The 21,994-nt window shown below is 42.7% G+C and carries 17 protein-coding genes; 9 read left to right on the forward strand and 8 right to left on the reverse strand.

Annotation, left to right across the window (positions count from 1 at the left end):
• The coding region (locus H6G97_RS53025; protein ID WP_242055404.1) for a hypothetical protein at positions 1 to 186 on the reverse strand (186 nt) is incomplete at its 3' end.
• A 54-nt stretch (positions 187 to 240) separates the two neighbouring features.
• On the opposite strand from H6G97_RS53025, the gene H6G97_RS29870 reads away from it, so the two are divergent.
• The 6 genes from H6G97_RS29870 (at position 241) to H6G97_RS29895 (ending at position 6,191) form a co-directional block, all read left to right on the forward strand.
• Complete coding sequence (locus tag H6G97_RS29870; RefSeq protein ID WP_242055405.1) at positions 241 to 777, forward strand: hypothetical protein; 537 nt, start codon at positions 241 to 243, stop codon at positions 775 to 777.
• Positions 778 to 798: 21 nt separating this feature from the next.
• Complete coding sequence (locus H6G97_RS29875; RefSeq protein WP_190944146.1) at positions 799 to 1,350, forward strand: hypothetical protein; 552 nt, start codon at positions 799 to 801, stop codon at positions 1,348 to 1,350.
• On the forward strand, positions 1,347 to 3,191 hold the full coding sequence (locus H6G97_RS29880; RefSeq protein WP_190944147.1) for a COX20 family protein: 1,845 nt from the start codon (positions 1,347 to 1,349) through the stop codon (positions 3,189 to 3,191). Before H6G97_RS29875 ends, H6G97_RS29880 begins: the two co-directional genes overlap by 4 nt.
• A 223-nt stretch (positions 3,192 to 3,414) precedes the next feature.
• Positions 3,415 to 4,086 (forward strand): response regulator, encoded by a 672-nt coding sequence (locus H6G97_RS29885; RefSeq protein WP_190944148.1) that lies wholly within the window; start codon positions 3,415 to 3,417, stop codon positions 4,084 to 4,086.
• A gap of 681 nt (positions 4,087 to 4,767) precedes the next feature.
• Entirely contained in the window at positions 4,768 to 5,058 is a 291-nt protein-coding gene (locus tag H6G97_RS29890; protein WP_242055410.1) for a DUF3368 domain-containing protein, read from the forward strand.
• 122 nt (positions 5,059 to 5,180) lie between these two features.
• On the forward strand, positions 5,181 to 6,191 hold the full coding sequence (locus H6G97_RS29895; RefSeq protein WP_190944149.1) for a tyrosine-type recombinase/integrase: 1,011 nt from the start codon (positions 5,181 to 5,183) through the stop codon (positions 6,189 to 6,191).
• 250 nt (positions 6,192 to 6,441) lie between these two features.
• Here H6G97_RS29895 and H6G97_RS29900 read toward each other — a convergent pair whose 3' ends face one another.
• Positions 6,442 to 6,957, reverse strand: coding sequence for a PIN domain-containing protein (locus H6G97_RS29900; RefSeq protein WP_190944150.1), 516 nt, complete (start codon positions 6,955 to 6,957; stop codon positions 6,442 to 6,444).
• A complete protein-coding gene (locus H6G97_RS29905; protein ID WP_242055411.1) occupies positions 6,944 to 8,125 on the reverse strand; it encodes an XRE family transcriptional regulator in 1,182 nt (393 codons plus the stop codon). The genes H6G97_RS29900 and H6G97_RS29905 overlap by 14 nt, the downstream gene beginning before the upstream one ends.
• Before the next feature lie 37 nt (positions 8,126 to 8,162).
• Here H6G97_RS29905 and H6G97_RS29910 point away from each other — a divergent pair, with 37 nt between their 5' ends.
• Positions 8,163 to 8,330, forward strand: a complete 168-nt coding sequence (locus tag H6G97_RS29910) for a hypothetical protein (RefSeq protein ID WP_190944151.1) — start codon at positions 8,163 to 8,165, stop codon at positions 8,328 to 8,330.
• Between the two features lie 609 nt (positions 8,331 to 8,939).
• On the opposite strand, the gene H6G97_RS29915 is transcribed toward H6G97_RS29910, so the two are convergent.
• From H6G97_RS29915 to H6G97_RS29930, 4 genes are all read right to left on the reverse strand, one after another.
• Complete coding sequence (locus H6G97_RS29915) at positions 8,940 to 9,344, reverse strand: hypothetical protein (RefSeq protein WP_190944152.1); 405 nt, start codon at positions 9,342 to 9,344, stop codon at positions 8,940 to 8,942.
• On the reverse strand, positions 9,341 to 9,934 hold the full coding sequence (locus tag H6G97_RS29920) for a nucleotide-binding protein (protein WP_190944153.1): 594 nt from the start codon (positions 9,932 to 9,934) through the stop codon (positions 9,341 to 9,343). The genes H6G97_RS29915 and H6G97_RS29920 overlap by 4 nt, the downstream gene beginning before the upstream one ends.
• Positions 9,935 to 10,195: 261 nt before the next feature.
• Positions 10,196 to 10,378, reverse strand: coding sequence for a hypothetical protein (locus H6G97_RS29925; protein ID WP_190944154.1), 183 nt, complete (start codon positions 10,376 to 10,378; stop codon positions 10,196 to 10,198).
• A 56-nt stretch (positions 10,379 to 10,434) separates the two neighbouring features.
• Positions 10,435 to 12,711, reverse strand: a complete 2,277-nt coding sequence (locus tag H6G97_RS29930; protein ID WP_190944155.1) for a S8 family serine peptidase — start codon at positions 12,709 to 12,711, stop codon at positions 10,435 to 10,437.
• Between the two features lie 347 nt (positions 12,712 to 13,058).
• On the opposite strand from H6G97_RS29930, the gene H6G97_RS29935 reads away from it, so the two are divergent.
• Positions 13,059 to 16,715: a WD40 domain-containing protein gene (locus tag H6G97_RS29935; RefSeq protein ID WP_190944156.1), complete on the forward strand. Its 3,657-nt coding sequence runs from the start codon at positions 13,059 to 13,061 to the stop codon at positions 16,713 to 16,715.
• 438 nt (positions 16,716 to 17,153) lie between these two features.
• On the opposite strand, the gene H6G97_RS29940 is transcribed toward H6G97_RS29935, so the two are convergent.
• On the reverse strand, positions 17,154 to 17,636 hold the full coding sequence (locus H6G97_RS29940) for a Coq4 family protein (protein ID WP_190944157.1): 483 nt from the start codon (positions 17,634 to 17,636) through the stop codon (positions 17,154 to 17,156).
• A gap of 1,270 nt (positions 17,637 to 18,906) precedes the next feature.
• Between H6G97_RS29940 and H6G97_RS29945 the strand changes: the two genes are divergently transcribed.
• Entirely contained in the window at positions 18,907 to 19,848 is a 942-nt protein-coding gene (locus H6G97_RS29945; protein ID WP_190944158.1) for a hypothetical protein, read from the forward strand.
• The last annotated feature ends 2,146 nt before the right edge of the window (positions 19,849 to 21,994 follow it).

Here is a 21,994-nt window from a genome sequence, read left to right on the forward strand (position 1 = left end):
TACACATGGGCAAAAGCGAAAGCTAAGAATATCGGGAGCCGGATGCCGTGAAAGTGGCACGTCCGGTTCTAACTGAGAGGTGCGGGAGATAATACTCCCCATCGACTCAACCAGAAAGCGCAATCTTGGGGAGGATTTGAGTCTGATATTCTGGGCTATCTCTCTGATATAAACAAGCTTGAACAATTTGCTGATTATGCGAATAATGCCCAAGAATTATCTGACAGACTAGAACCATTTTTGGACAATGCCAAGGTCGTCTTTGAGGCGATGGAGAAGTTAACAAAAGGTCAGTTAACTTGGACAGAACTTCGTAAACAATACGGCTCTCATGTTGCGGGTGCTATCGCCAAAATTCGCAAACTCAATTCGGAATTTGATTCGGAGATGAGTAAAATAGATGCCCAAGATAGAGCGGATCTACTGCGAATTGATCAGAAACGTAAACACGCGCTAACCGAAGTTGCAGCCCAACTACACCACGATTTACAAGCCGAATTGTGGAGACATGAAAATAAAATCAGCAGCATCGAAAATAAGCAAACTGTGCAAGCCGAAAGGCAAGCAATTACTACGGGCTTAAGAGAGAAACGCCAAAAACTTTTAGCTCGTGCGAGGTTTGGCTCACGGGCGCTGGAGCCGAATCAGTCCCCCCAAGAAGTGATACCAGTTACTAGCCAAACTTCTGCACCTGCGTCTAGTGTTTCTGCAACAGGAACAGTTCGCGGTTGGGGTGCAATGTTGGGTAACTTGTGGCAGAAGTTGGGCGAGAGATAATCAATTAATTAGGTAAGGCTGATGCTAGTAAGGAAACGAAATGAAGATCCTCATAGCGTCAGCCCTTTTTTGCATGAAGGGCTGGCACAAACACCACAATCAACTAAGCAGCATCAACAACCAGAACAACCACCACCACCACTACCAGAAAATAACAGAGGTAGAACATTTAGACGGGCTGGTAATGCTTGTGAGATTGTCGCTGGTAGTTGTCTAAATTCGGCAGTTATTTTTACCTTTCATCTCTTGCAAGTTCACCCAGTTGGAATGTTCCTGGCTGTTGGTACTGCACACTTGTATTTTACTGCTACTGCAACAGGTGAAGGGTTCAATAATTTTGTCACTAATTTAATGACTGGTTGCAGTGCATCGTTAGCGTTGTTATGTGCGCTCAATGAACCAATTAGTGAATGGAATGAAGCGAGAACTTCTACTAGTACAGTTAAGACTTCTATCGAGTCAGTCTATAAGCCAAAAACTGCTGAATCTTCAAGTTGGATGGATGGTGCAGTGGTGGGCATATTTCTAGCAATATTAATGATTTTTCTATTTCGTGGTGGTAAGAGTAAATGAATTATTTAACCGACAAACATAAACAGTTATCCGAGTCGCAACAATCGGGTTTAATGTTGTGGTTTGGTCGCCTACCGATGGACAAGAAAGCTGTCGCAATTGGGCTGAGTTTAACTGTGGGTATTAGCTCGGCTGCGATGGCGTGGCAGGGAACCAGCAGCGACAGAATTTATTTCTGTGTCAAAACCCCAAAAAAAACATTGGTGTGTCAGGACAAAGATAATCGACCATTTCGCATGACCCCCTTTTATTGGGAGCAATGGCAGTTAGAAGGAATGCCCTCTCAAGTAGTGCGTGACCCAGCTATGGGCGTTAATGGGCTGGTGAAAGCGACTAACCCTTACAAACCGTTGTGGGCGTTTGGGGGATTCCTGGGGTTTGCGCTTGCTGGGTGGATGCTGCGCCACTGCCAGTTTGAGGAGAAGCAGAGGGCAGTTTTTGAAGACATCGCCCAAAAACGGGACGCAGCAAAGGCAGAGATGGCGGCACGTTCCGAGTTGTTAGAGAGCTATCGAGACGTTGCGATCGCAGAAGTCCAACTGCAAGCTGACCTGGATCTAGTGGCCAATGATCGCACTGTTGATATACAAAAAGCAGAGATTTACGCCCACACGGAAATAGAAGTTACCCAGATGGAGGCATCCGAGGCTATCTTCGAGGCGCAAACGGCGGGGATGACAGAAGAACAGAAGGCGGAGTACATCAAGCAACTGCGCGAGATGAAAACGCCTTACCTGCAAGGTAGCCAGACTTTACAGGGGACAATTGACCCCAACGATAAGGTTACAGGGGCAGACAGCCAAGCGATCGCTCCCACTGAGAAATATCGCTGGATTAACAACACCATCGGCTACCCCACTTTAATATTTGGTGGCATGGGTGCAGGTAAGTCCTGGACTACCAGAGAGATTATTTGGCATAAGCGCAAGGCAGGCTGGAATCAAATTTTTGTACTTGACCCACATGGTACTGAAGTCGAATGGCGGGGGGTAAATTTGATTACTGGTTACAGGGAAATAGCCGACTTTATGCAATGGTACATGGGTGAAATGCGTCGCCGTTACAAAGCCTATCGTGAAAGTGGAATGGTTGAGGAGCAATGGACGCAACACTTAAGAGACACAAACCAACATTTCTGTGTAGTCGCTGAGGAGTTTACAACTTGGACAGATAATATAACTGAGCCAATGCCAGACGATTGTGAGGATGAAAAATGGAAGCCTGACCCTGATTTTATTGGTAAATGGTTTCGCTGTGCCATGACCGAATCCCGCAAACAATTAATGATTCCTTTGTTCGTTGCTCACGACCGCACAATGGAGATTTTAGCCAAAGCCAAAGGACTATCAAAACTTCGAGATGCGGCACTGTTAGAAGTAGAACTAATCGCAACTATTGACCCAATCACCACAGAAGCTAAAGCTAGCGGTCAGGGCAAGATTAAATTACCTGGGCATGGGCAATGGATTGATATTGAACTGCCTAAGTTAGACCAGAAGCGGATTGATTTTCGGCTTGATGAATCTAGAACAGTTAATGAACCGCCAACCATTGATAAAGCTACTTTAGAGCGGATTTATGAACTGGAATTCAATCTTGATAGCAAGGCAGGTGATACCCAAGATGCACCTAATAAACTCTCACCTATGGCGCAAAAACTGTATGAATATCTCACCAGAACTGAACGAATTGAAGCTGATGTAAGAGAGTTCAAAGGCAACTTTAAAGTGAACGGTGAGAGATTTAGTGTTGAGCAAATCAAGGGCTGGATGTACGAAATTGTGGGGGCAGGAAAGGCTGACTGGATAGCCGAGGGTGTTATCAAGCTCAATCAAATTTAGCCGCTTTGGTGTCTGGTGTCTGCTCCCAAAAACCCCCCTTTTTCGCGGACACCGGACACCGGACACCACAGACACAAAAGCCCCAAATCCTTATACAGCATAGACACCGCCAGACACGACCCCAGACACCACCCAGACACCAAGTGTCTAGTACGTGTCCGCTAGACACCAATAAGAAATAACCTCATAAACAGCCATTTATTATTAGAGGATTATCAACATTATGCTGAGAATAGTAATTGTTGAACCAGAAGCATTCACTCTCTTAGGCATCAAAGGTGCTATTTCACAATCTCCAGATATAGAAGTAGCTGGTGATGCCTCCAGTGGAAAGCTAGGGTTTAAATTAATTGAACAGATGAATCCTGATGTTGTGTTAGTTGATTTATTCTTACCCGACATGAGTGGTTTAGAACTTACTCGTTCAATTAAAACGAATACTAATAGTAAAGTGGTGATTTTTACTAATCAGACTCATGAAGACTTTATTAACTCGGCTTTCCGTCATGGGGCTGATTCTTATATGCTCAAAAGTGCTGATATAGAATTGATTGAACTAGCCATCAAGAGAGCTTACTTTAATGAATGTCTACTTGACCCGAAGCTGGCTAAAAAACTGTTAGAAAGCCTTTATCAAAACAGATATATCGACCCTAGAATGCTTGACAAAAACTTGCTTGACTCTCCCACCGAACGACAAATACAAGTCCTGCGTTTACTGGCTCAGGGTTTAGTTTTTGAACAGATTGCTAAAGAAATGTTTCTCTCTGTTAGTACAGTCAAACATTATGCCAGCGATTTGTACAGTAAGTGGCACGTCAAGAACCGTTATGAGGCGATAAAAAGAGGGGCGATACTTGGTTATATCGACTATAACTTGATTATGAATGAATGATTTATCGGTGAGGAGAGCGAAAGGATTAAGTCGGGGATGGGTGGGGTTTAATCTGATGCCACTTGCCCAAAACTAAGAGCAAAATCTTTTTATGGGACGGATACACCGAATTTCTTTTAGTATCTCTTGATTACTTCACCGCATTATAGTACATTAGTTCTAGTTAATACCTCCTCAGCTAACCAAAAATCTAACCCCACTTTCTTCGTGGGGTTTATTTTTGTACAAAATCTCTATATCCCTAACATTACTAGCCCAATCATTGCTGTAATACCTCCAGCGCACCGTCAGAACATCGGCAGTCATTATTGAGATACAGCCAAACTTTAAGGTAAAAGGTCAACGGTTTAGTTCGGAGGAATTGAAGCGACTGTTTAATGAATTGGTAGAAAACAGTCTGGCCGTCTGGCTAGATGCTACGACTATCGAAATCGCCCCAAATTGGGGTAAAAGTAGCGAGCCTGTTATGAGCCGCCACGCAACGCCTGAAAGCTTTGTTCCGTATGGGTTACAAAAATAAAATAGCTCTTTAACTCGAAATTTTCAGAACTCGCTTGTTTTTGCAGTACCAATTGACCTTTAGGAATGCGGATTAAATTGCACTTTGGCATACTCCTCATGGTTTCAAAGAATTAATTCTAACCATCAAACTTCCGTATAAGTTTAAAAAATACTTTCTAATTGACGTGGGGGTATGCAAATCCTGGCACGGAAGTAATTTTGGATGATTTAGTAGCCCGTCGTTGTGCTGCCACCTTGAGCATTCCTGTAAGGGGGACATTAGGTATTATGATTACTGCCAAACAACGAGGGGTAATTCCGGCGGCACGTCCAGTTCTAGAACAATTGCGCCTGTGTGGAATGTATTTATCTGACCGCGTAATCAATCAAGCATTAACATCACGACATCAGAGTGAGGAAGAAAGCACCCAAAAATTAGCGATCGCTTCAGGGATGGTAAATGAAGTTTAAGCGACAGCGAGACTGATATCACCAATTTCCGCCCAAACAAGACGCACAGAGGGGCGAACAGCTGGATAATGGGTTGTGGTATTGGAAACAGCCATTCTCAATACCGCATCTAGGGTGGGGTCATGAGCAAAGATACAGAATCCGTCGAGTTAGTTGTAGTCCAAAAATTAGAAAATGCCCTCAGTGCCAAAATTGAGGCATACTTTGCTGGCTCCATTGACTCTGACCCCGATGTGTTGGAGGAACTGCTGAAATCCAAAAATAGTGAGGGAACCCGTCGGGCTTACCGCAAAGATATCAACGATTTTTTCACTCGCATGACGGGCCAGCGCCCTAACCGGGATTCTATCTTGGAGTTTTTGCATCTGGAGGGACACAAGGCGACCCTGGTAGTTACTAAATACAGAGCCATACTGGCGGAAGCTGGACTAGCACCTAACACGATAAACCGCCGACTGGCTGCAATTAAATCTCTGGTTGCTTTTGGCCGAAAGCTGGGTGTGTGCAACTATGCTGTAGATGTGGATAGTATTCCAGTGCAGTCCTACCGCGACACTAGCGGTTGTACAGGTGAGGAATTTTTGACAGTCATTAAGGAGTGCGATCGCTCGACTTTAGCGGGGAAACGGGACTATGCTTTATTGCTGCTACTGTGGGGCAATGCTTTGAGGAGAAATGAGATTAGCACCTTGGACATGAGACATTTTGAAGGATCTAAGGGGACGCTATCAATTTTGGGTAAGGGCAAGCAAGTACGAGTGACAGTCAATCTGCCAAAAGTCACGGTCATTGCGATTACTGACTGGCTGATTGCCCGTGGTGGTGAAATGTCTTTGTCCCGTCCGTTGTTTACCTCGGTGGACTTCCAAAATTCTGGACACAGGTTAACCGGGGATGGGATCTATAAAATAGTCAAGCGTTTGTTTAAACGGGCTGGTGTTGAGAAGCACATGAGTCCGCACCGTTGCCGCCACAGTGCTATCACTGCTGTACTTGAAAAGACTGATGGCAATGTGCGGAAAGCCCAGAAACTCAGCAGACACGCCAAACTAAATACGCTCCAAATTTATGATGACAACCGCAATCGCGATCAACTGGAGATGTCTGAGCTATTGATGGATGGGTTGGATTGAAGTGGTTGCTAGACTATATAAAAATTTCAGAAATAATTTTTGGGTGGTTCAATTTTACTAAAATTGAAGTTTTTTAGGTAAAGCCCAGTAGTTATTCAACGAAATAATGGTGGTTTTATGCTCTTTAAAAGATAATAATTCAGTTTCGTTTTAGGCAAAGATGGGTTTAAAGTGTATTTCTGTTCCGTTACTAACAAACCTCTTTTACAACCAAATCTTGTATGGCACTTAGTCTAACCACATTTGATTTTTAGCTCGTGCCATACTTCTGTAAACTTGTTGTCCAATCTGCCAAAACTCTGGGAGAGATGTGTTTACCCCGCTCCTTGATTAATGAATCAGCCATTGCCGTCACCTCTATCACTGTTTTGTGTCCTGTCTCTACCATCTCAGCTAATAATCGCAGTGTTCTAGTGTAGGTAACACCGTATGCCTTGCAGGTTTCAACAACTAGCCCGTCATCACTAGCACAAATCAGCAATTGATGACGGGCAATGGCAATCGTAGATCGATCCGCGACACTTAAAAGGGGCGCTCTAACGCTAAATTCTAGAAAACTGGCAAACATCTCTTCTGTGGAAAGAGCCACAGGTGTTAAGTATTGGTTAGCAGCTTGGCGAGTTGGAGGTTCCAGTTGATCTGAGTCTAGAAGTTCCTGGGCAATGTACAACGGGCTGTAGTGCTGTTGTAGCCACCCCCACTCGTTCAGCCAACGAAAATCAATGAGTGCTGTTGCGTCAAGAATTGTTCCGTTAAGCGACTGCATAAACCTCATTTTCTTGACGACGCACCCGCAGTTTTTCAACAGTTAAGTTGAGAAGTTCTGCTGCTTTCATCTCTGAAATCTTGCCCAATTTTAAGGACTGCCAAATTAGAAATTCATAACGTTCATTTTCTGGATAATCATTCGCAGGCAGTGCTGGTGGTAATTCCATTGAGTTTTGCAAAGATGCACCATCATGTTGCTTTTTATAAATTGCACATATTTTGGCTTTCTCTTTAGCAAAATCAATGATTCCCATTTCTGCTAAACGATTTAAGATGACTAGGTAACTCACCCGAAAATGCCGTTTCAGTTTGACAATATCTTGGGTAAGTGCGTACATCCGCTCAAATTCAGCTTGAGGCACAAGTAGATGACTAGCAAAGTAATCAGCCACCTTTTCTCGTGCTTTTTCTTCTTCTTTGGTTCCTTCTTCAATCAGGGTGTCTTGGTACTCTACACGGTGAAAGATTAGGTGTCCAATCTCATGTGCAAGGGTAAACAATTGACGTTCAATGGTGATGTTATGGGTATTTACCAAAACAAAAGCACCTTCAATATCACTACAAGCACTCAGACCAAAGAAACCTTTAATGGGAACGGAGGAGCGTAAAGCTTTTAAACCGATTTCTTCTACAGACTGAAACAGGTTGGCAATGGGAGCATCTCCCAAGCCCAGGCGATGGCGAAACAAAGCAGCTATTGTCTGAATGTGCTTTTCGTTGCCTTCTACTTGATGGCAAGGTGTACTTTCTGGGGTGTAGCTTGGTAAGCCAACGGCTTGTTCTAGGGCATTATAAGTTTGCAGCATTCGTAGCACTTGGGCCGCAAACTGGGCATTTTTGTCAAAGGAAACATGAGCGCGGAACCGGAAGTTGGGTAGTCCTTCACCTTGTGAGCGTAGCAAGTCATCGAGTGTAATGCCCAAAGCACTTGCCAGAGCAGAGAGGATTTTGCTGTCTGGTAAAGTTTTGGCGTTCTCGTAGTTATTGATGCTCTGGCGAGTTACCCCGGCTTGTTCTGCAAGTTGCTCTTGAGACAAGCCTAGACTTTTACGGTAGCGGATCAGGTTCGCAGCAATGATCTCTTTCATAGCTGATTCTTGAGAGCGATCGCTATAGGTGTCAAAGTTTTTGATACTATTTTCTCTAATTATAATAGAAAATGTCAAAGCAGTTTTACATCAGTCTGAAGGAGGTGATAAAGATATGGCAAAGAATACAGGTAACGGTTATCGCCGTGGTGCTGTGGACAAACGCAGCCAAACTTACAACCCTGTGACCGAACAATGGGTGAAGCGTGATGCTGAAACCGGACGGTTTATGGACGTGAAGCAAAACAAAGAACCTTTTAAAGGTGTTCGTAAAGAAGACTAATACCAAATTGCGTTCAATTGTAGAGATTGAACGCAACTCGGTATACAATACTGCTCGGTTAAGCATTTTTAACTCGGCATTGGGTTTGGGGAAAAGGTTAAAGGGTAAAGGTTAAAGGTTTTTTATTTCCCCTTTCCCCTTCCCCTTTTCCCCTTAACCGACAAGTATTGACTCGGTATAGGTCTTAGGTTTAGTTTATTGAAGGGGTGATATTACACTCATAGCCCACTCCTTCAGTTTTCTTCATTATCTTAGTCTTCGGCTTCAAAATCCAGAGGATCACCATTTACAAAAAAATGGTCAGTAAATCTAACACAAAAGCAGAAAGCCAAAAGTCCAAGGCTCGTACTGTCACTAATTCAAAAAAACCTTCTAGCAAGCCAAAGTGTCCAGGAATCAGAAGCCATCAAGTTGATGAGCGAATATCAAATCGCTCGTGCTTCTGCCCCACTCATCCCAACGTGGCTATGAAACAGGATGGCAGACGAACTGAATGCAACTTGGAAGCAATATCGTCAGCAATGATTCGCGGAAACAACACAAAGTCATTTAAGTAATTGATAGTTTCTTTAACGTTAGTACAATGCGTTCCAGCCATTCAGTAAGGAGTCAGTCTAATTTAGAATTTCGCCTTGGCGTAAATTCGTCAATTAGTAAATCTATATTTTCACCTTGCTGCCATTTCACCCAGACAGCCATGAGAAAATCTACCAATTCGCTTTTGTCAATCTCTACGCCACGTCTTTTTAGTTTAAGTAACTCTTCCTCTACATCTAAATCTGTTGAGCGTTTCACATAATAGGTGCGCCCAATCCAAGCATCATCTGACCGCTTACCTGTTGCAGGTCTGCCACGTTTACGAGGTTCTTCTTGAATTGGCGCTGGCGCAAGTGGTGTTGGAATCTGTGTCACGTTACTCTCTGTAGTTGCCTCAGTAGGAAGTTCTGGTTCTTGTTCTGGTTCCTCTTTGGTTTCAAATAACTTTTTAAAAGGGCTAGGTTTAGGGTTGCTCATGACAATATCTCCTTACCCACCTCTTGATACTCGCGCCATGCTATTTTACTGCTGCGGTCTTTTACTTGGTAAACTGGCAGCCCCTCCAGTGCCGCTTTTTCATAAACAGCAAATCGTCTAATCCCATGTTGAAATAGTGGTATTCCCTCCGCCTCCAATGCTTCCCGTGCTTGCTGTCCTGTTAAGCGGGGGGCTGGGGGAATGATTGTAAGCAACACACGATAGCGATCACTGCCTAATGATTTAAGTGCGCCTACAGTCTGCAACAGTGCATCCATCGCTAAAGCATCAGGGGTAGTAGGCAAAATTAATAAATTACACCCATCAGCGAGTGCTTCTAAATCTTCGTGGCTTGGTCTAGCTGCTGTGTCTATAACTACATGGTCAAAATTACGGCTGTGCATTGGAGCTTGTAGTAAATCTACAACTTTAAAGGGTAATGCTCCTCGCTTTGCCCATCCTGTAGCACTATGGTTTGGGTCGCCATCAACTAGCAAGGTGCTGCCCTTCTGAGATAGATAGCAAGCAATATGGATGGCGCAAGTCGTTTTAGCTACGCCACCCTTGAAACTAGCAAGGGTGATTATCACTCCATGTACTCCAGTAAATGCTGCTAGTTTACCCTTTAAATAACGAAAATTTGTATTTCTTTATTTCTAACAATTTCCCTTGGCGACAATATAGCATTTCGCAAATTCAAAAATCTCCCAAGTGGCAACCGTTAGTAAACCCCAGCTTGGTAGCTGGGGTTTAGGGCATCCGTGAAAGGTTAAGATAAAGAGTTAATTTATAAGCTAAGTTTATCATTCCTCAACGGCAATCAGCTTTTGGACATTTCCCAAAAAACGGTATCATACACTACTATTTTTTGGCGAACGCAAAACTTTTCGGTCTACTGAAAGTATTTCACGGACGAGCTTCGCTTTTTCTACCTCAAAAAATTTTTGGACAACCTGTGCATCATTACCGCATCCATTCCGTAGCGCCTGTTTGTCTGCGATCGCCTGACCCATCCCGACACTGCTCACTAGCATTACAGGCTGTAATGCTTATCTTTCATTACTTTCAGCTTTTCTTAGTGCCATTCTTTCTATGGACTATTCCACGGTTGTAGCAACTCAGCTTTACCATCTCCATCCACGTCTGCAACGAGCCAGTTTAGGGCTCCAGTACCTTGTCCAGTATTGCCAGTGCTCCACTTTGTCGTCATCTGGGTTCCATCCCAACCGTAGACGATAAGAGCAAGCTGACCACTGTTATCCCACGGTTGTAGCAACTCAGCTTTACCATCTCCATCCACGTCTGCAACGAGCCAGTTTAGGGCTCCAGTACCTTGTCCAATATCACCAGTGCTCCACTTTGTCGTCATCTGGGTTCCATCCCAACCGTAGACGATAAGAGCAAGCCGACCACTGTTATCCCACAGTTGTAGCAACTCAGCTTTACCATCTCCATCCACGTCTGCAACGAGCCAGTTTAGGGCTCCAGTACCTTGTCCAATATCACCAGTGCTCCACTTTGTCGTCATCTGGGTTCCATCCCAACCGTAGACGATAAGAGCAAGCCGACCACTGTTATCCCACAGTTGTAGCAACTCAGCTTTACCATCTCCATCCACGTCTGCAACGAGCCAGTTTAGGGCTCCAGTACCTTGTCCAATATCACCAGTGCTCCACTTTGTCGTCATCTGGGTTCCATCCCAACCGTAGACGATAAGAGCAAGCCGACCACTGTTATCCCACGGTTGTAGCAACTCAGCTTTACCATCTCCATCCACGTCTGCAACGAGCCAGTTTAGGGCTCCAGCACCTTGTCCAATATTGCCAGTGCCCCACTTTGTCGTCATCTGGGTTCCATTCCAACCGTAGACGATAAGACCAAGCTGGAAAACTAGCATCTCGCGAAGGTTTGGTCGGTTGCCGATTCGTTGGCTACTTGGTCGTCCAGGCGCATTTTGCTGGGGCGAGCCTGTAGTTCGGAGCAAATTCCTTGCTGCCGATGGAGAGAGAGGACTCACGCCACGGGTACGCAAGACACCTTGAACGCAAGCCAGTGCGCCAACTACGATAGGCGATGCACTGGAGGTACCGCTAAATTCGTCGGTGTACCAGAAGTCTTCGTTTGAGCCTCCCTGCAAGTCGCCGTAACCACAGGTTGTTACCTCATATCCCCAGCCTTGAGCATCAATTAGCGCTCCATAATTTGAGAAGTCCAAACGCGATCTGTCAGGACCGTAAATATTCCGTCCGTGTGTACCTGGAGGCGGCGCACCAGCTCCTACGACAATGGCTCCAGAATCACGATTGGCGCGGTTAAATGGATTAGTCCAATCAGAAGGAAACCCTGGAGCTGGCGTATTGTATGTAGGATCGTCTAGGTTTTCTGCTCCGTTGCCCGCCGCTTCCACAACAATTACACCTCGGCTGGTGGCATAGCGGATTGCGTCGAAGTCGTCTGGCCACCACTCGATAGCGATGAAGCCTTGCTGCCAATTTCCGGTAGAACGGGGTCCAGATCGGTGAAGTTCGATGAGGATAATATCACCTGAATTGAGCATATCGGCTGCTTGGCAGATCGCTCCAGCTGAACCTAGTCCACCAAAAATGGAGATAGCACGAACATTAGCATCCGGGCAGATTCCTGTGCAGCCAAAGGTAGTACGGTCGCTGCCAAATACCCCTACAACTGCCGTCCCGTGATTTCGCCACCCCAAATCCGTCGACTGAGTACCGCCGACGACACCGCCCTGGTTCTGCGTAAGATCCTCGTGCGTGAAGCGCCAAGCACCTTCTATATCCACGATCCGAACACCTGCTCCACCGCCGCCAGGTTGCGTCCACGCGTAGCGCGCGTCGATGCCACCCGGAGCTGCGTCTAGGTACGCCTGGCGGGCAGTAAAATCAGGGGTCACTGATGGTGCTTCTGCTGTTAAAGGCACCATGTCATTGAGCCTCTTAGATGTTTCATTCAACACCACAGGTAGTTCGGCTGGTGGCTTTACATAAGCAGCTTCCACAACCTCCTGTTCACGCAAACGTGCTGCTAGTTCCTCCAGACGTTCATCGGGAGCTTCCACCCTGTAATAAACGGACAGATTTGGAACGTCTGTGCCGGTTTCAGCGGCTAGAGAAGCAGTTCTCGCTTTAATCTGCTCTTCGCTGATACCGAACAATGGTCGCAGGGTAACATTCTCGGAGGTAAGCAAATCCGCTAGGGGAGTGACATCTGCTCCTTCGACAGATGCAACCCCCTCCCTTGTTGCTCGTAATCCAGCTTCACGTCTTGCAATTACGATCAACTCGCGCTCAATTGGAGCGCCTTCCCTCCTAGAGAATTCTGCAGTCGGTCTATTTGTTGAGTTCGTCATGGTAATACCTTCACATTTGTTCGTCTGCCTTTGAGTCCCAGTTTTGTTACAGGATTAAGCCTGCTCTCAAACTGTTATTAGTAGGTTCCCCTATAAATCAAAAACATTCGATAGGGATAAGCTAAGGAGTTTTGTTAGAGCGATTACGCTGGAAAAGTAAGTTTAAGTCAGGCTAGCTAAGAAAATGTTAGGAAAATTTTGAGGAAGCCAAAAAGTAACTTTTGCTACATACTAAGCGATGATAGCAGTATCTCATTTCTGCAAATATACTTGGTGAGATAATCTGGAAAGCTGTAATGTCAGTTTGTAGATTAATGCAGTCTTAATATAAGAGGCAGCATTAAACAATGGAATTTGAAGAAGTACTCAAACTGGTAGATATATCAGTTGTTGCCAAGACAGAAAGACATTTAAAAGATATTGAAGTGGCAATACTCCGGGGTTCTTGGCAAGGTTGGAAGTATCACGAGATTGCAGAAGCTTATGGTTATACAAGTGATTACCTACAGCAAGATGTTGGCCCCAAGTTATGGAAGCTACTTTCGGAAGCATTAGGAGAAAAAGTCAGTAAAACTAATTTTCAGACAGCACTAGAGCGGCAATGGCGATTCTCCTCCAACACTTCGCGATCGCATTTGGGGACAGTTGCACAATTTCAAGCACCTATACCGCTTGACTCAGGGCTAGAAGTAGAGGAAGTGTCCTCCAAAGCTCTTAATTTTGTGGGACACAAAGAGGTGATTGCCAATAGACGCCAAGACTGGGGAGAGGCAGTTGGTGTATCCGTTTTCTCTGGACGTAAGCAAGAGCTAGTCACGTTAGAGCAATGGACTGTGAAGGAGCGCTGCCGACTAGTGGCCTTACTAGGCATGGGAGGAATTGGCAAGACTAGTCTAGCTTTCAAACTTGCACAACAAATTCAAGACCAGTTTGAGTACATTATTTGGCGCTCTTTACGTAATCAGCCCCTTATTGAAGATGTTTTGTCAGAACTCATTCAATTTCTAAATGATGAGGATAAAACTGATTTACCTAAATCTGTAGATAGTAAAATATCCAAACTAATTGACTGTTTACACAAACGTCGTTGTTTAATAGTGCTAGACAACTTTGAAACAGTTCTGCCGAGTGGCAATAGTACTGAGTGTTATCCAGAGGGAGTCGGAGCTTATGCTGAACTTTTAAAACGGGTGGGAGAAACACATCATCAAAGTTGTGTAATACTAACCAGTCGAGAAAAGCCGAAAGAAATTTTATTACTAGAAGGAGAAAAAATACCTATTCATTCATTGAAACTGAATGGTTTGAAGAAAGCAGAAGTACAGGAAATATTTCAAGTAAAGGGTTCATTTTTGGCTGACGAATCAGAATGGCAAATTCTCAGAGACCACTACGGAGGTAATCCTCTAGCTTTAAAGATCGCGGCTGTTGCTATCCAAGACTTACTTAATAGTGATATTTCTGAATTTATATTTCTTTTGAAGCAAGAAAAGCTCGGTTTTGATGATATTGATGATTTGCTAAAACGACAATTTAATCGTTTATCAGATGTAGAACAAGAAATTATGTATTGGCTAGCAATTAATCGAGAGCCAGTTACATTTCAGGAATTAAGAGAGGACATTTTATCTATCAAATCAAAACAGAGATTATTTAGCAGTTTAGGAGCTTTAGAACGAAGCTCGTTGCTTGAAAAGAATCAAAAAGGGTTTACACAGCAACCTGTTGTAATGGAGTATATAACTAAACAACTAATAGAACAAATTTGGCAAGAGGTTGCTAACGAAAAAACTGATTTTTTAGTAAGATATGCTCTTGTCAAAGCTCAAACGAAAGATTACGTTAGGAAAATACAGGAGCGTGTGATTCTAGAGCCGATTGCAAAAGAACTAACCGCTACTTTTAGCTCTAAGAAAATTGTTGAATATAAACTGAATAAAATTTTATCAAAACTGAAAGAAGATATCTCTTGCGGATATGGTGGTGGAAATATTATTAATTTATTTCGGCAACTCAATATTGATTTAACTGGCTATGATTTCTCGCATTTAACTATTTGGCAAGCATACCTACAGAATGTAAATTTGCATCATGTCAATTTTGCTTACTCAGATTTAGCAAAGTCTACCTTTACTGAAACTTTAGGTAGTATTTTTTCAGTTGCATTTAGTGCAAACGGAGAATTTTTAGCTACAAGTGATTCTGATAGCAATATTCGCTTGTGGCAAGTCACAACCGGGAGACAATTATTTGTCTGCAAGGGGCATACTAGTTGGGCTTGGTCCATCACTTTTAGTCCTGATAGTAGCATCCTTGCCAGTTGCAGTATTGACCAAACGACAAGGCTGTGGAATACCAGTACAGGTGAATGCCTTAAAATATTGCAAGAACCTGACCAGGTAGAAGCAATTACCTTTAGCCCCAATGGTAGTATTTTTGCCAGCGGCAGTGTCGATAAAACAATAAGGCTGTGGGATGTTAGTACAGGTCAATGTCTAAAAACTTTACAGGGACACACTGATTCAGTTTGGTCCGTTGCATTTAGTCCTAATGGCCAACTACTTGCCAGTGGCAGTTATGACCAAACAGTGAGATTGTGGGATGTTCACACGGGTGAGTGCTCGAAAATTTTGCGGGGGCATACTGCTTGGATACGGGCAGCACTTGCTTTTAGCCCTAATGGTGATATTATTGCCAGTGGTAGTTTTGATCGAACAGTAAGGTTGTGGGATACCAGTACAGGTCAATGCCTAGAAACCTTGCAGGGACATACAAATTCAATAGTTTCAGCCACCTTTAGCCCTGATGGTCAAACCCTTGCCAGTTGTAGTTATGACCAAACAGTGAAGTTATGGGATATTCATACGGGTCAGTGCTTGAGGACTTTGCAGGGACACACTGGTTTAATCTGGTCTGTTGCCTATAGTCCGGATGGTCAAACGCTTGCTAGTGGGAGTGATGACCAAACAGTGAAGTTATGGAATGCCAATACTGGTCAATGCCTGAAAACGTTAAAAGGCTATAAAAATTCCGTATTTTCCGTTGCCTTATGTTCCAATGGGTACACGCTTGCCAGTGGCAATGGAGACCAGACTGTAATGCTATGGAATACCAGTACTGGTCAATGCTTAAAAACTTTGCCAGGGCATACCAGTCGCTTATTATCTGTTGCCTTTAGCCCTGATAGTCAAATGCTTGCTAGTAGTGGTTGTGATCGCACTGTAATATTGTGGAATGCCAATACTGGTCAATGTCTGAAGACTTTGCTAGGGCATGGCAGTTGGGTCTGGTCAGTCGCTTTCAGTCCAGATAGTCAGATCCTTGCCAGTAGTAGTGAAGATCAAACAGTAAGGCTTTGGAACGTTAGTACAGGTCAGCTTCTCAAAAGCTTGCAAGGACATGATGGTGGTGTACGGGCAATAGCTTTCAATCCAAGTAATGGCATTCTAATTAGCGGTAGTTACGACCGAACGGTGAGGTTGTGGGATGTTAGCACGGGTGAATGCCTAAAGACTTTGCACGCACACGAAAATTCAGTGTGGTCTGTTGCTTTTAGTCAAGATGGTCAAACCTTCGCCAGTAGTAGTGACCACACTATTAAGTTATGGGATTTTGGTACAAATAAGTGCCTGAAGACTTTGCAGGATCATGTGAGTTCCGTAGTGTCAGTTACCTTTAGCCCAAATGGTCAAATGCTTGCTAGTGCTAGTGAGGACAAAACGGTGAAGCTTTGGAATGTGAGCACGGGTGAATGCCTAAAAACTTTACAGGGACATACTAATTTAGTATCGTCAGTCGTCTTTAGTCCAGATAGTAAAACGCTAGTTAGTAGCAGCTTTGATGAGACGATTAAGTTTTGGGATATTACGACTGGTAATTGTCGAAGAACTCTCAGAGCTGTTAGACCCTACGAGCAGATGAACGTAACTGGTGTTGTCGGTTTAACTGAAGCGACTATTGCTACACTGAAGGCTTTAGGGGCAGTCGAAGATGAAACAAATTGAAACATAAACGCTTTTTAGTAGATTTATGATGACTGTAGAGTAGAACAACTTACCTCGCTCCTAACTTATTTAGGACTATCTAAGGAAATTTAAAATCATCAATATTAATTATCAAAACAGAATTCAGGAGTCAGGAGCCAGTCACACAGAATTGAATTCTGTGTGACTGGCGGATGAATAAGTGAGTTTAAGACCCCCGCTAAATCTTCAATTTAGCGGTCTACAATTAGTGGCGGGTTTGAATCCCCCACTAATTGATTCTGACTCCTGAATTCTGACTTCTGAATTCTTCAATATCATGCACCTAAAATTCATTACAGAGTGTAGAGCTTTTTGTAAATACTTGAGGGAGTAAGAGGTGGAAGACATAGGCAACCACCTCTTACTCCCTTATAATGATTATAATTTTTGTTAAAATGGGGATTTTTGTTGATAAATTTATTCCTTGGAAGTCCCTAAAGGAAAAATCCCCAATTTTTGCCGGACTTGAGCAAGTGGAGTTTGCCACTCAGATTCAATGTCCCATTCAACCAAATGCTTAACTAGTTTGCCACTCCTATATGCCTTGAGGATATTTGTGAAATTAATCTGGCGAGTTAGTAGTCCAACTAACACCAGTATTGTACTTGAGGGACGAAACACTTGAGCACGTGTAAATGCCTGTAGCATGAATTCGTCGTGCTTTGAAGGCTGAAGCCCAGTTAAAACATGCCAGACATCATGAGTTCGCTGAATCCAATCTCCGGAATTTATTGGATTGAAGCCGTTTTGATCCAGAAACCGAGCAACCTCATGTCCGAGGGTACTTTTAGGTAGTTGACGTAGCTCCTCTAAGTTAATACTAAACTTGCGGTTAGCGTAAACCTGAGGATTAATTGTTCGAGCAATCCATAAAACAACTCTTGTCTGTAGCTCTTGCATATATACGTTGCCCTTAGATTCAAGCCTTGTTACATATCTAAAGTAATCAGTCAACTTACATTCACAAATATCTCTAAAAATTGCCGATATTGCTGACTGAATTATTTGTGGTCTGTATTCACCTAAGAGAATCTTTTAAAAGTCCTCTTGTTGGTAGCAAAACGTTCTAGAACTCCCTAAATTTCTCCGAGAAATTGGGGGATCAATAAGTGCCTCAAATCAGAGCCAACCACTTTTCAAACAACCTCTAACTCTCAATAAATTTTTTACAATGAGTCGAGAAAAACTTGACTCTAAGAGGATGTTTGAAAAGTTATTAGAAGGAAATTTTCTGCCAATCGCCTCACCATAATTCGGATCATAGTAAGGTAAATAAACCTGAAATTGTCTCCATTTGTTTTATGTGCCCCCAGAGAGTTAAATTTTGCGCCTATTGTGGTTCCAAATCCCAAACGGTTATCAGGTGTTGAGAAGACAATGCTGATATCCAAAAATTTTAACTTTCTATAATTATGCCGATACAGTATTTTAAAAACAAGAGAAATTCGAGTTGTTCATTAAGAAAATATAATTGTTTTATTTTCATCTGAAAAAAGAAATAACCTTGATTAGTAATATCAGGATTTTCTGTTTTTACACACTTTTATTTATGTAAAATTTTAATGAAGTAGGTGTTGAAAAAGGCATTGTAGCAAAATTTGTGTAATGTCTTATGCCCGTTGAATTTTATCCCCCGTTCCTTAAACAAAAAAAATGTTCCTCACTGCGATGAGTGCCTTTGGTATATCCCTTAAAATTTCCTTCGCCGAGCAGATACGCCCCTGTTGTATGTGACCTGCGCTCATTAGATTGTGACCTCGCTTTTGGCTTCCATACCTTACCCCTGGCTCATCATCAATGAACTTTTTTTTGCTGTTGATTTTATCGTTGATTAGGTTGACTACGACTCTTCTAGGTGCGCGGTATGTATCCGTTCGGACAAAGCGCGAACGCTTTGCTGACTGATAATACAAAACTGCTCTCAAGTTTTTACAAGAGAGCAGTAGCAGCATTAGCTATAAATTTATATGGGGCTTCATAGATTCAATGCCCCGGTTACTGTATAGGTGGTTCGGTATGTAGGGATATACAGCTTACATGGTAGCAAGTTCCGAAAAAAATTCATGTTCTTTACAGAGAATTCATGAATCGCACTTTTGTAGAAGCGGTAAACTTCATACCTCAATAGAAAATTCTACAATGATTTGTGTAGGTGCGAAGAGTCCCAATAATGATTAACCCCAGCAACGAGCCAGCCAAGCCGAAAAAAATCATTACGATCATTCCTAGTGGACGACTCATTGAATCTATATCAGATACACAGCCAGAGTCAGATAAGAGTGATAGCACTTCGGAACCGGAAAACTCTTCTATATTTCAGGCGATTGGGGTAATTGCTGGCACTGTGGATCTCAAAGCCAAACCTCATCCGACTATATCGATTCAAGAGCGGGACTATGTTTTATATCATGCCCCTCAAAAAAAACTGATATTTGATTTTTTAAAAAAACAGATTCGTAACAGTGGTAGTGATTGTGTACGGCTGATGGTTTATCCAAGGGTGATACATTTTCCGCCGCGAGATAAACCTCATGTAATTGGCTTTCAGGTTTTGGGGTTTGATAATGGCTCCAAATCGGGTTTGTTTGCAGATTATCAAGATTTTGAGTTTAGATTTACAGGGTTATGGCAATTCATCCCAGCTTGCCAAACACCTTGTATATCAGTGTTTCGGAATTTTACAGCCGAAAGATTGGATTATATTAAGCAGACCGAGACTTCTAGAAAAGTGCGGTTCATGAAGGCTAGCCACATACCTTTATTGTGGAAAGATGCAATCGTTCCTCCCTTTAGATTTAATCCTTTGCTACCAAAAGAGGAGCGTGGCAAGCCTAGTTTTGTTGAAATTAAAGCGAAATTCCTGCCACATAGAAATGTTTTCGCATTTGAGAGCTTACTAGGGTTGCCACAAGAAAAACCGCCAAAGTTTCTAAAGGCATCAAAAGATGATAAGCTTGCCGCATTTAAAGAGAAAAAAGCGAATATAGCCGCGTCAAAGGGCAATAAACCCAAACCCCAACCTCAAACTAAACCAGTCAAGAAAGCTCAACCCAAAACTCAAACTAAGTCTGTTCAGCCCTCAACAACCCCACACCAAACACAATCCCAGTGAAGGAGTAGGGTTTTGTTGTATGTGGTCATGAAGAAACGCCAGCTTCAGCCGCAGCTACATCTGGTTTAGGCTCTTTCGCTTTCTTTTCAAAAAGTTGGATTCCTGCGTCAATGATCTCAAACCCGTTTTCTGAACGCTTACCAAGCTTGCCCGATACAGCCCCAGCCCAGTCTGCAAATTCTGAAGCGCTAGTTTCAGCTTTGCGCCAACTTTTTGCATTAACTTGAGCAGTGAAGACTATGCCTAATGGTCAGTCAACTCGATTGCAACTTTTTTATTCATCGCATTCAATTCTTGTGATTAAACCTGATCTGGAAATTATCTTCAGTACACTGTTGTCTGCCTAGACACAATAAGATACTTGATACAAAAATGAGTATTGCGGGTAGCAATAGGGAGTATTTGTGCGGAGAATTTCTGTCCTGCTTCAAACGGACGCTCACACCTTTTGGATCAAAAATGAGTATTTGCGCGTCATCTAAAGCCAAATTATTGCTTAGAACCAACTCTTGAGCAAAACTATATCTTTTCCATATTACTTTACACTACATTTGTAGCATTAAAACTGCACTCCAATTGTGAGTTACACCAAAGCTTGCTATAAACATCACTTATTGCGTAGGGTTTATGTAGATTATAAGTATTGAAATAGTAGTCCTAAATACCTTGCCCAAGTGGTAGCTGTTGGGTAGCTCAACTGGTGACACACCGCTACCAGTTGAGTAGTAAAAAAGCGAGTTGTTGAAAATTTGATGATTCCCCAACTGGTAGCTATACAGTAGCCCTACTGCTACCAGTTGGGCATAAGACTTTTACCGAAAAATTCTGGTGTAATGCTCACTGACTATGACTTACAGCAAATTTTGAGCGCTGGATTCATTCTCAATAACTTCAAAATTATTGAGAATGTATAATACACAGGTGTTGCAATTGTACTTCAATAATTCTTTCATTAACTTAAGCCAGCCCACTTAACATCCGATTTTTTTTCTTCATGCCTGAATAGAAATTGTTCCTTTTACAATCTCCACGCTTGTCAATAGAGATGAAACTTGTTTTAAGTGGTGAAATTGTCTGATTAATCACAGTTACAATTAGCAGACATTTTGCACCTAAAACCCCTATTCATATACAAAATGTCTGCTATTTTGCACAGCTTATACACGCTTTTAACTGTTATAGCTGTCAGGAAACTTTGATTATTCACTACAAAATGTCTGCTATTTAGAACATCGCTTTGACCAAAAAATTGGTGTCTAATACATACACCAACTACCCTTTAGCCATTTTTATCAAACTGGCTCATTCTCAATAACTCTAAAATTATTGAGAATACATAATACGTTTGTGTTGCAAGTGTACTTCAAAAATCCCGCTCAATCGATCAACTTCTTCAGTAAGTGAATCTGAAATTTCCACTGTGAGTTCAGGAGCCATTCTATATATTTAGCGTTAACTGAAACAGAAACTCGTCTAACGCAACAACTACATTAAACACTCGTAAAGCCGTGAACTTAGTGTAGTTTAACCGTACTAATTCAGTCTCATCCGACACTAATATTTTTGGACGGCCAAAAGGACGAAAACAGTGGTTTTTTGTCCTTTTGGACGGCCAATGAGCGCCAACCTTACTCAATTGTCATGCTCTGTTGACAAATACCCACCTGTCAACGGACGGACAAAAGGACACAAATGACCAGTTTTTGTCCTTTTGGCCGTCCACTGATTTTGAAAAAAATCTTCTGTAACTTATATCTAGTCTCGATTACAGCCACTTTGAGGAGCATTTTTTATTGTCAATAAGCTGGGGTCTTATTGACAATACGTAATACTGCAATATTACAAATCTACTTCAAAAACGGCTCAGTCACTCCAACCACCAGACCTTAGTGGTGCAGTTTTATATTCATCAAACAGTTATTGTCTTCATCCCAAGTGTGATCATTAGCCAACACTAACCACACATTTATAATCACCACTAAGTCCCAGTAATTAGTATTTTTTTTAGTCGCCTCACAGTTGACCTCTTTTAGACTGCAACTGAGATTTATCTAATCAATTTCTCACCTTCTCCGATTTTCATTAGAGAATTGTATATCTCAATACAATCTCTCAACAACTGTCATAGAACAGTCCTAGAACACCC

The organism is Nostoc flagelliforme FACHB-838, assembly GCF_014698065.1.
Lineage (GTDB): Bacteria > Cyanobacteriota > Cyanobacteriia > Cyanobacteriales > Nostocaceae > Nostoc > Nostoc flagelliforme_B.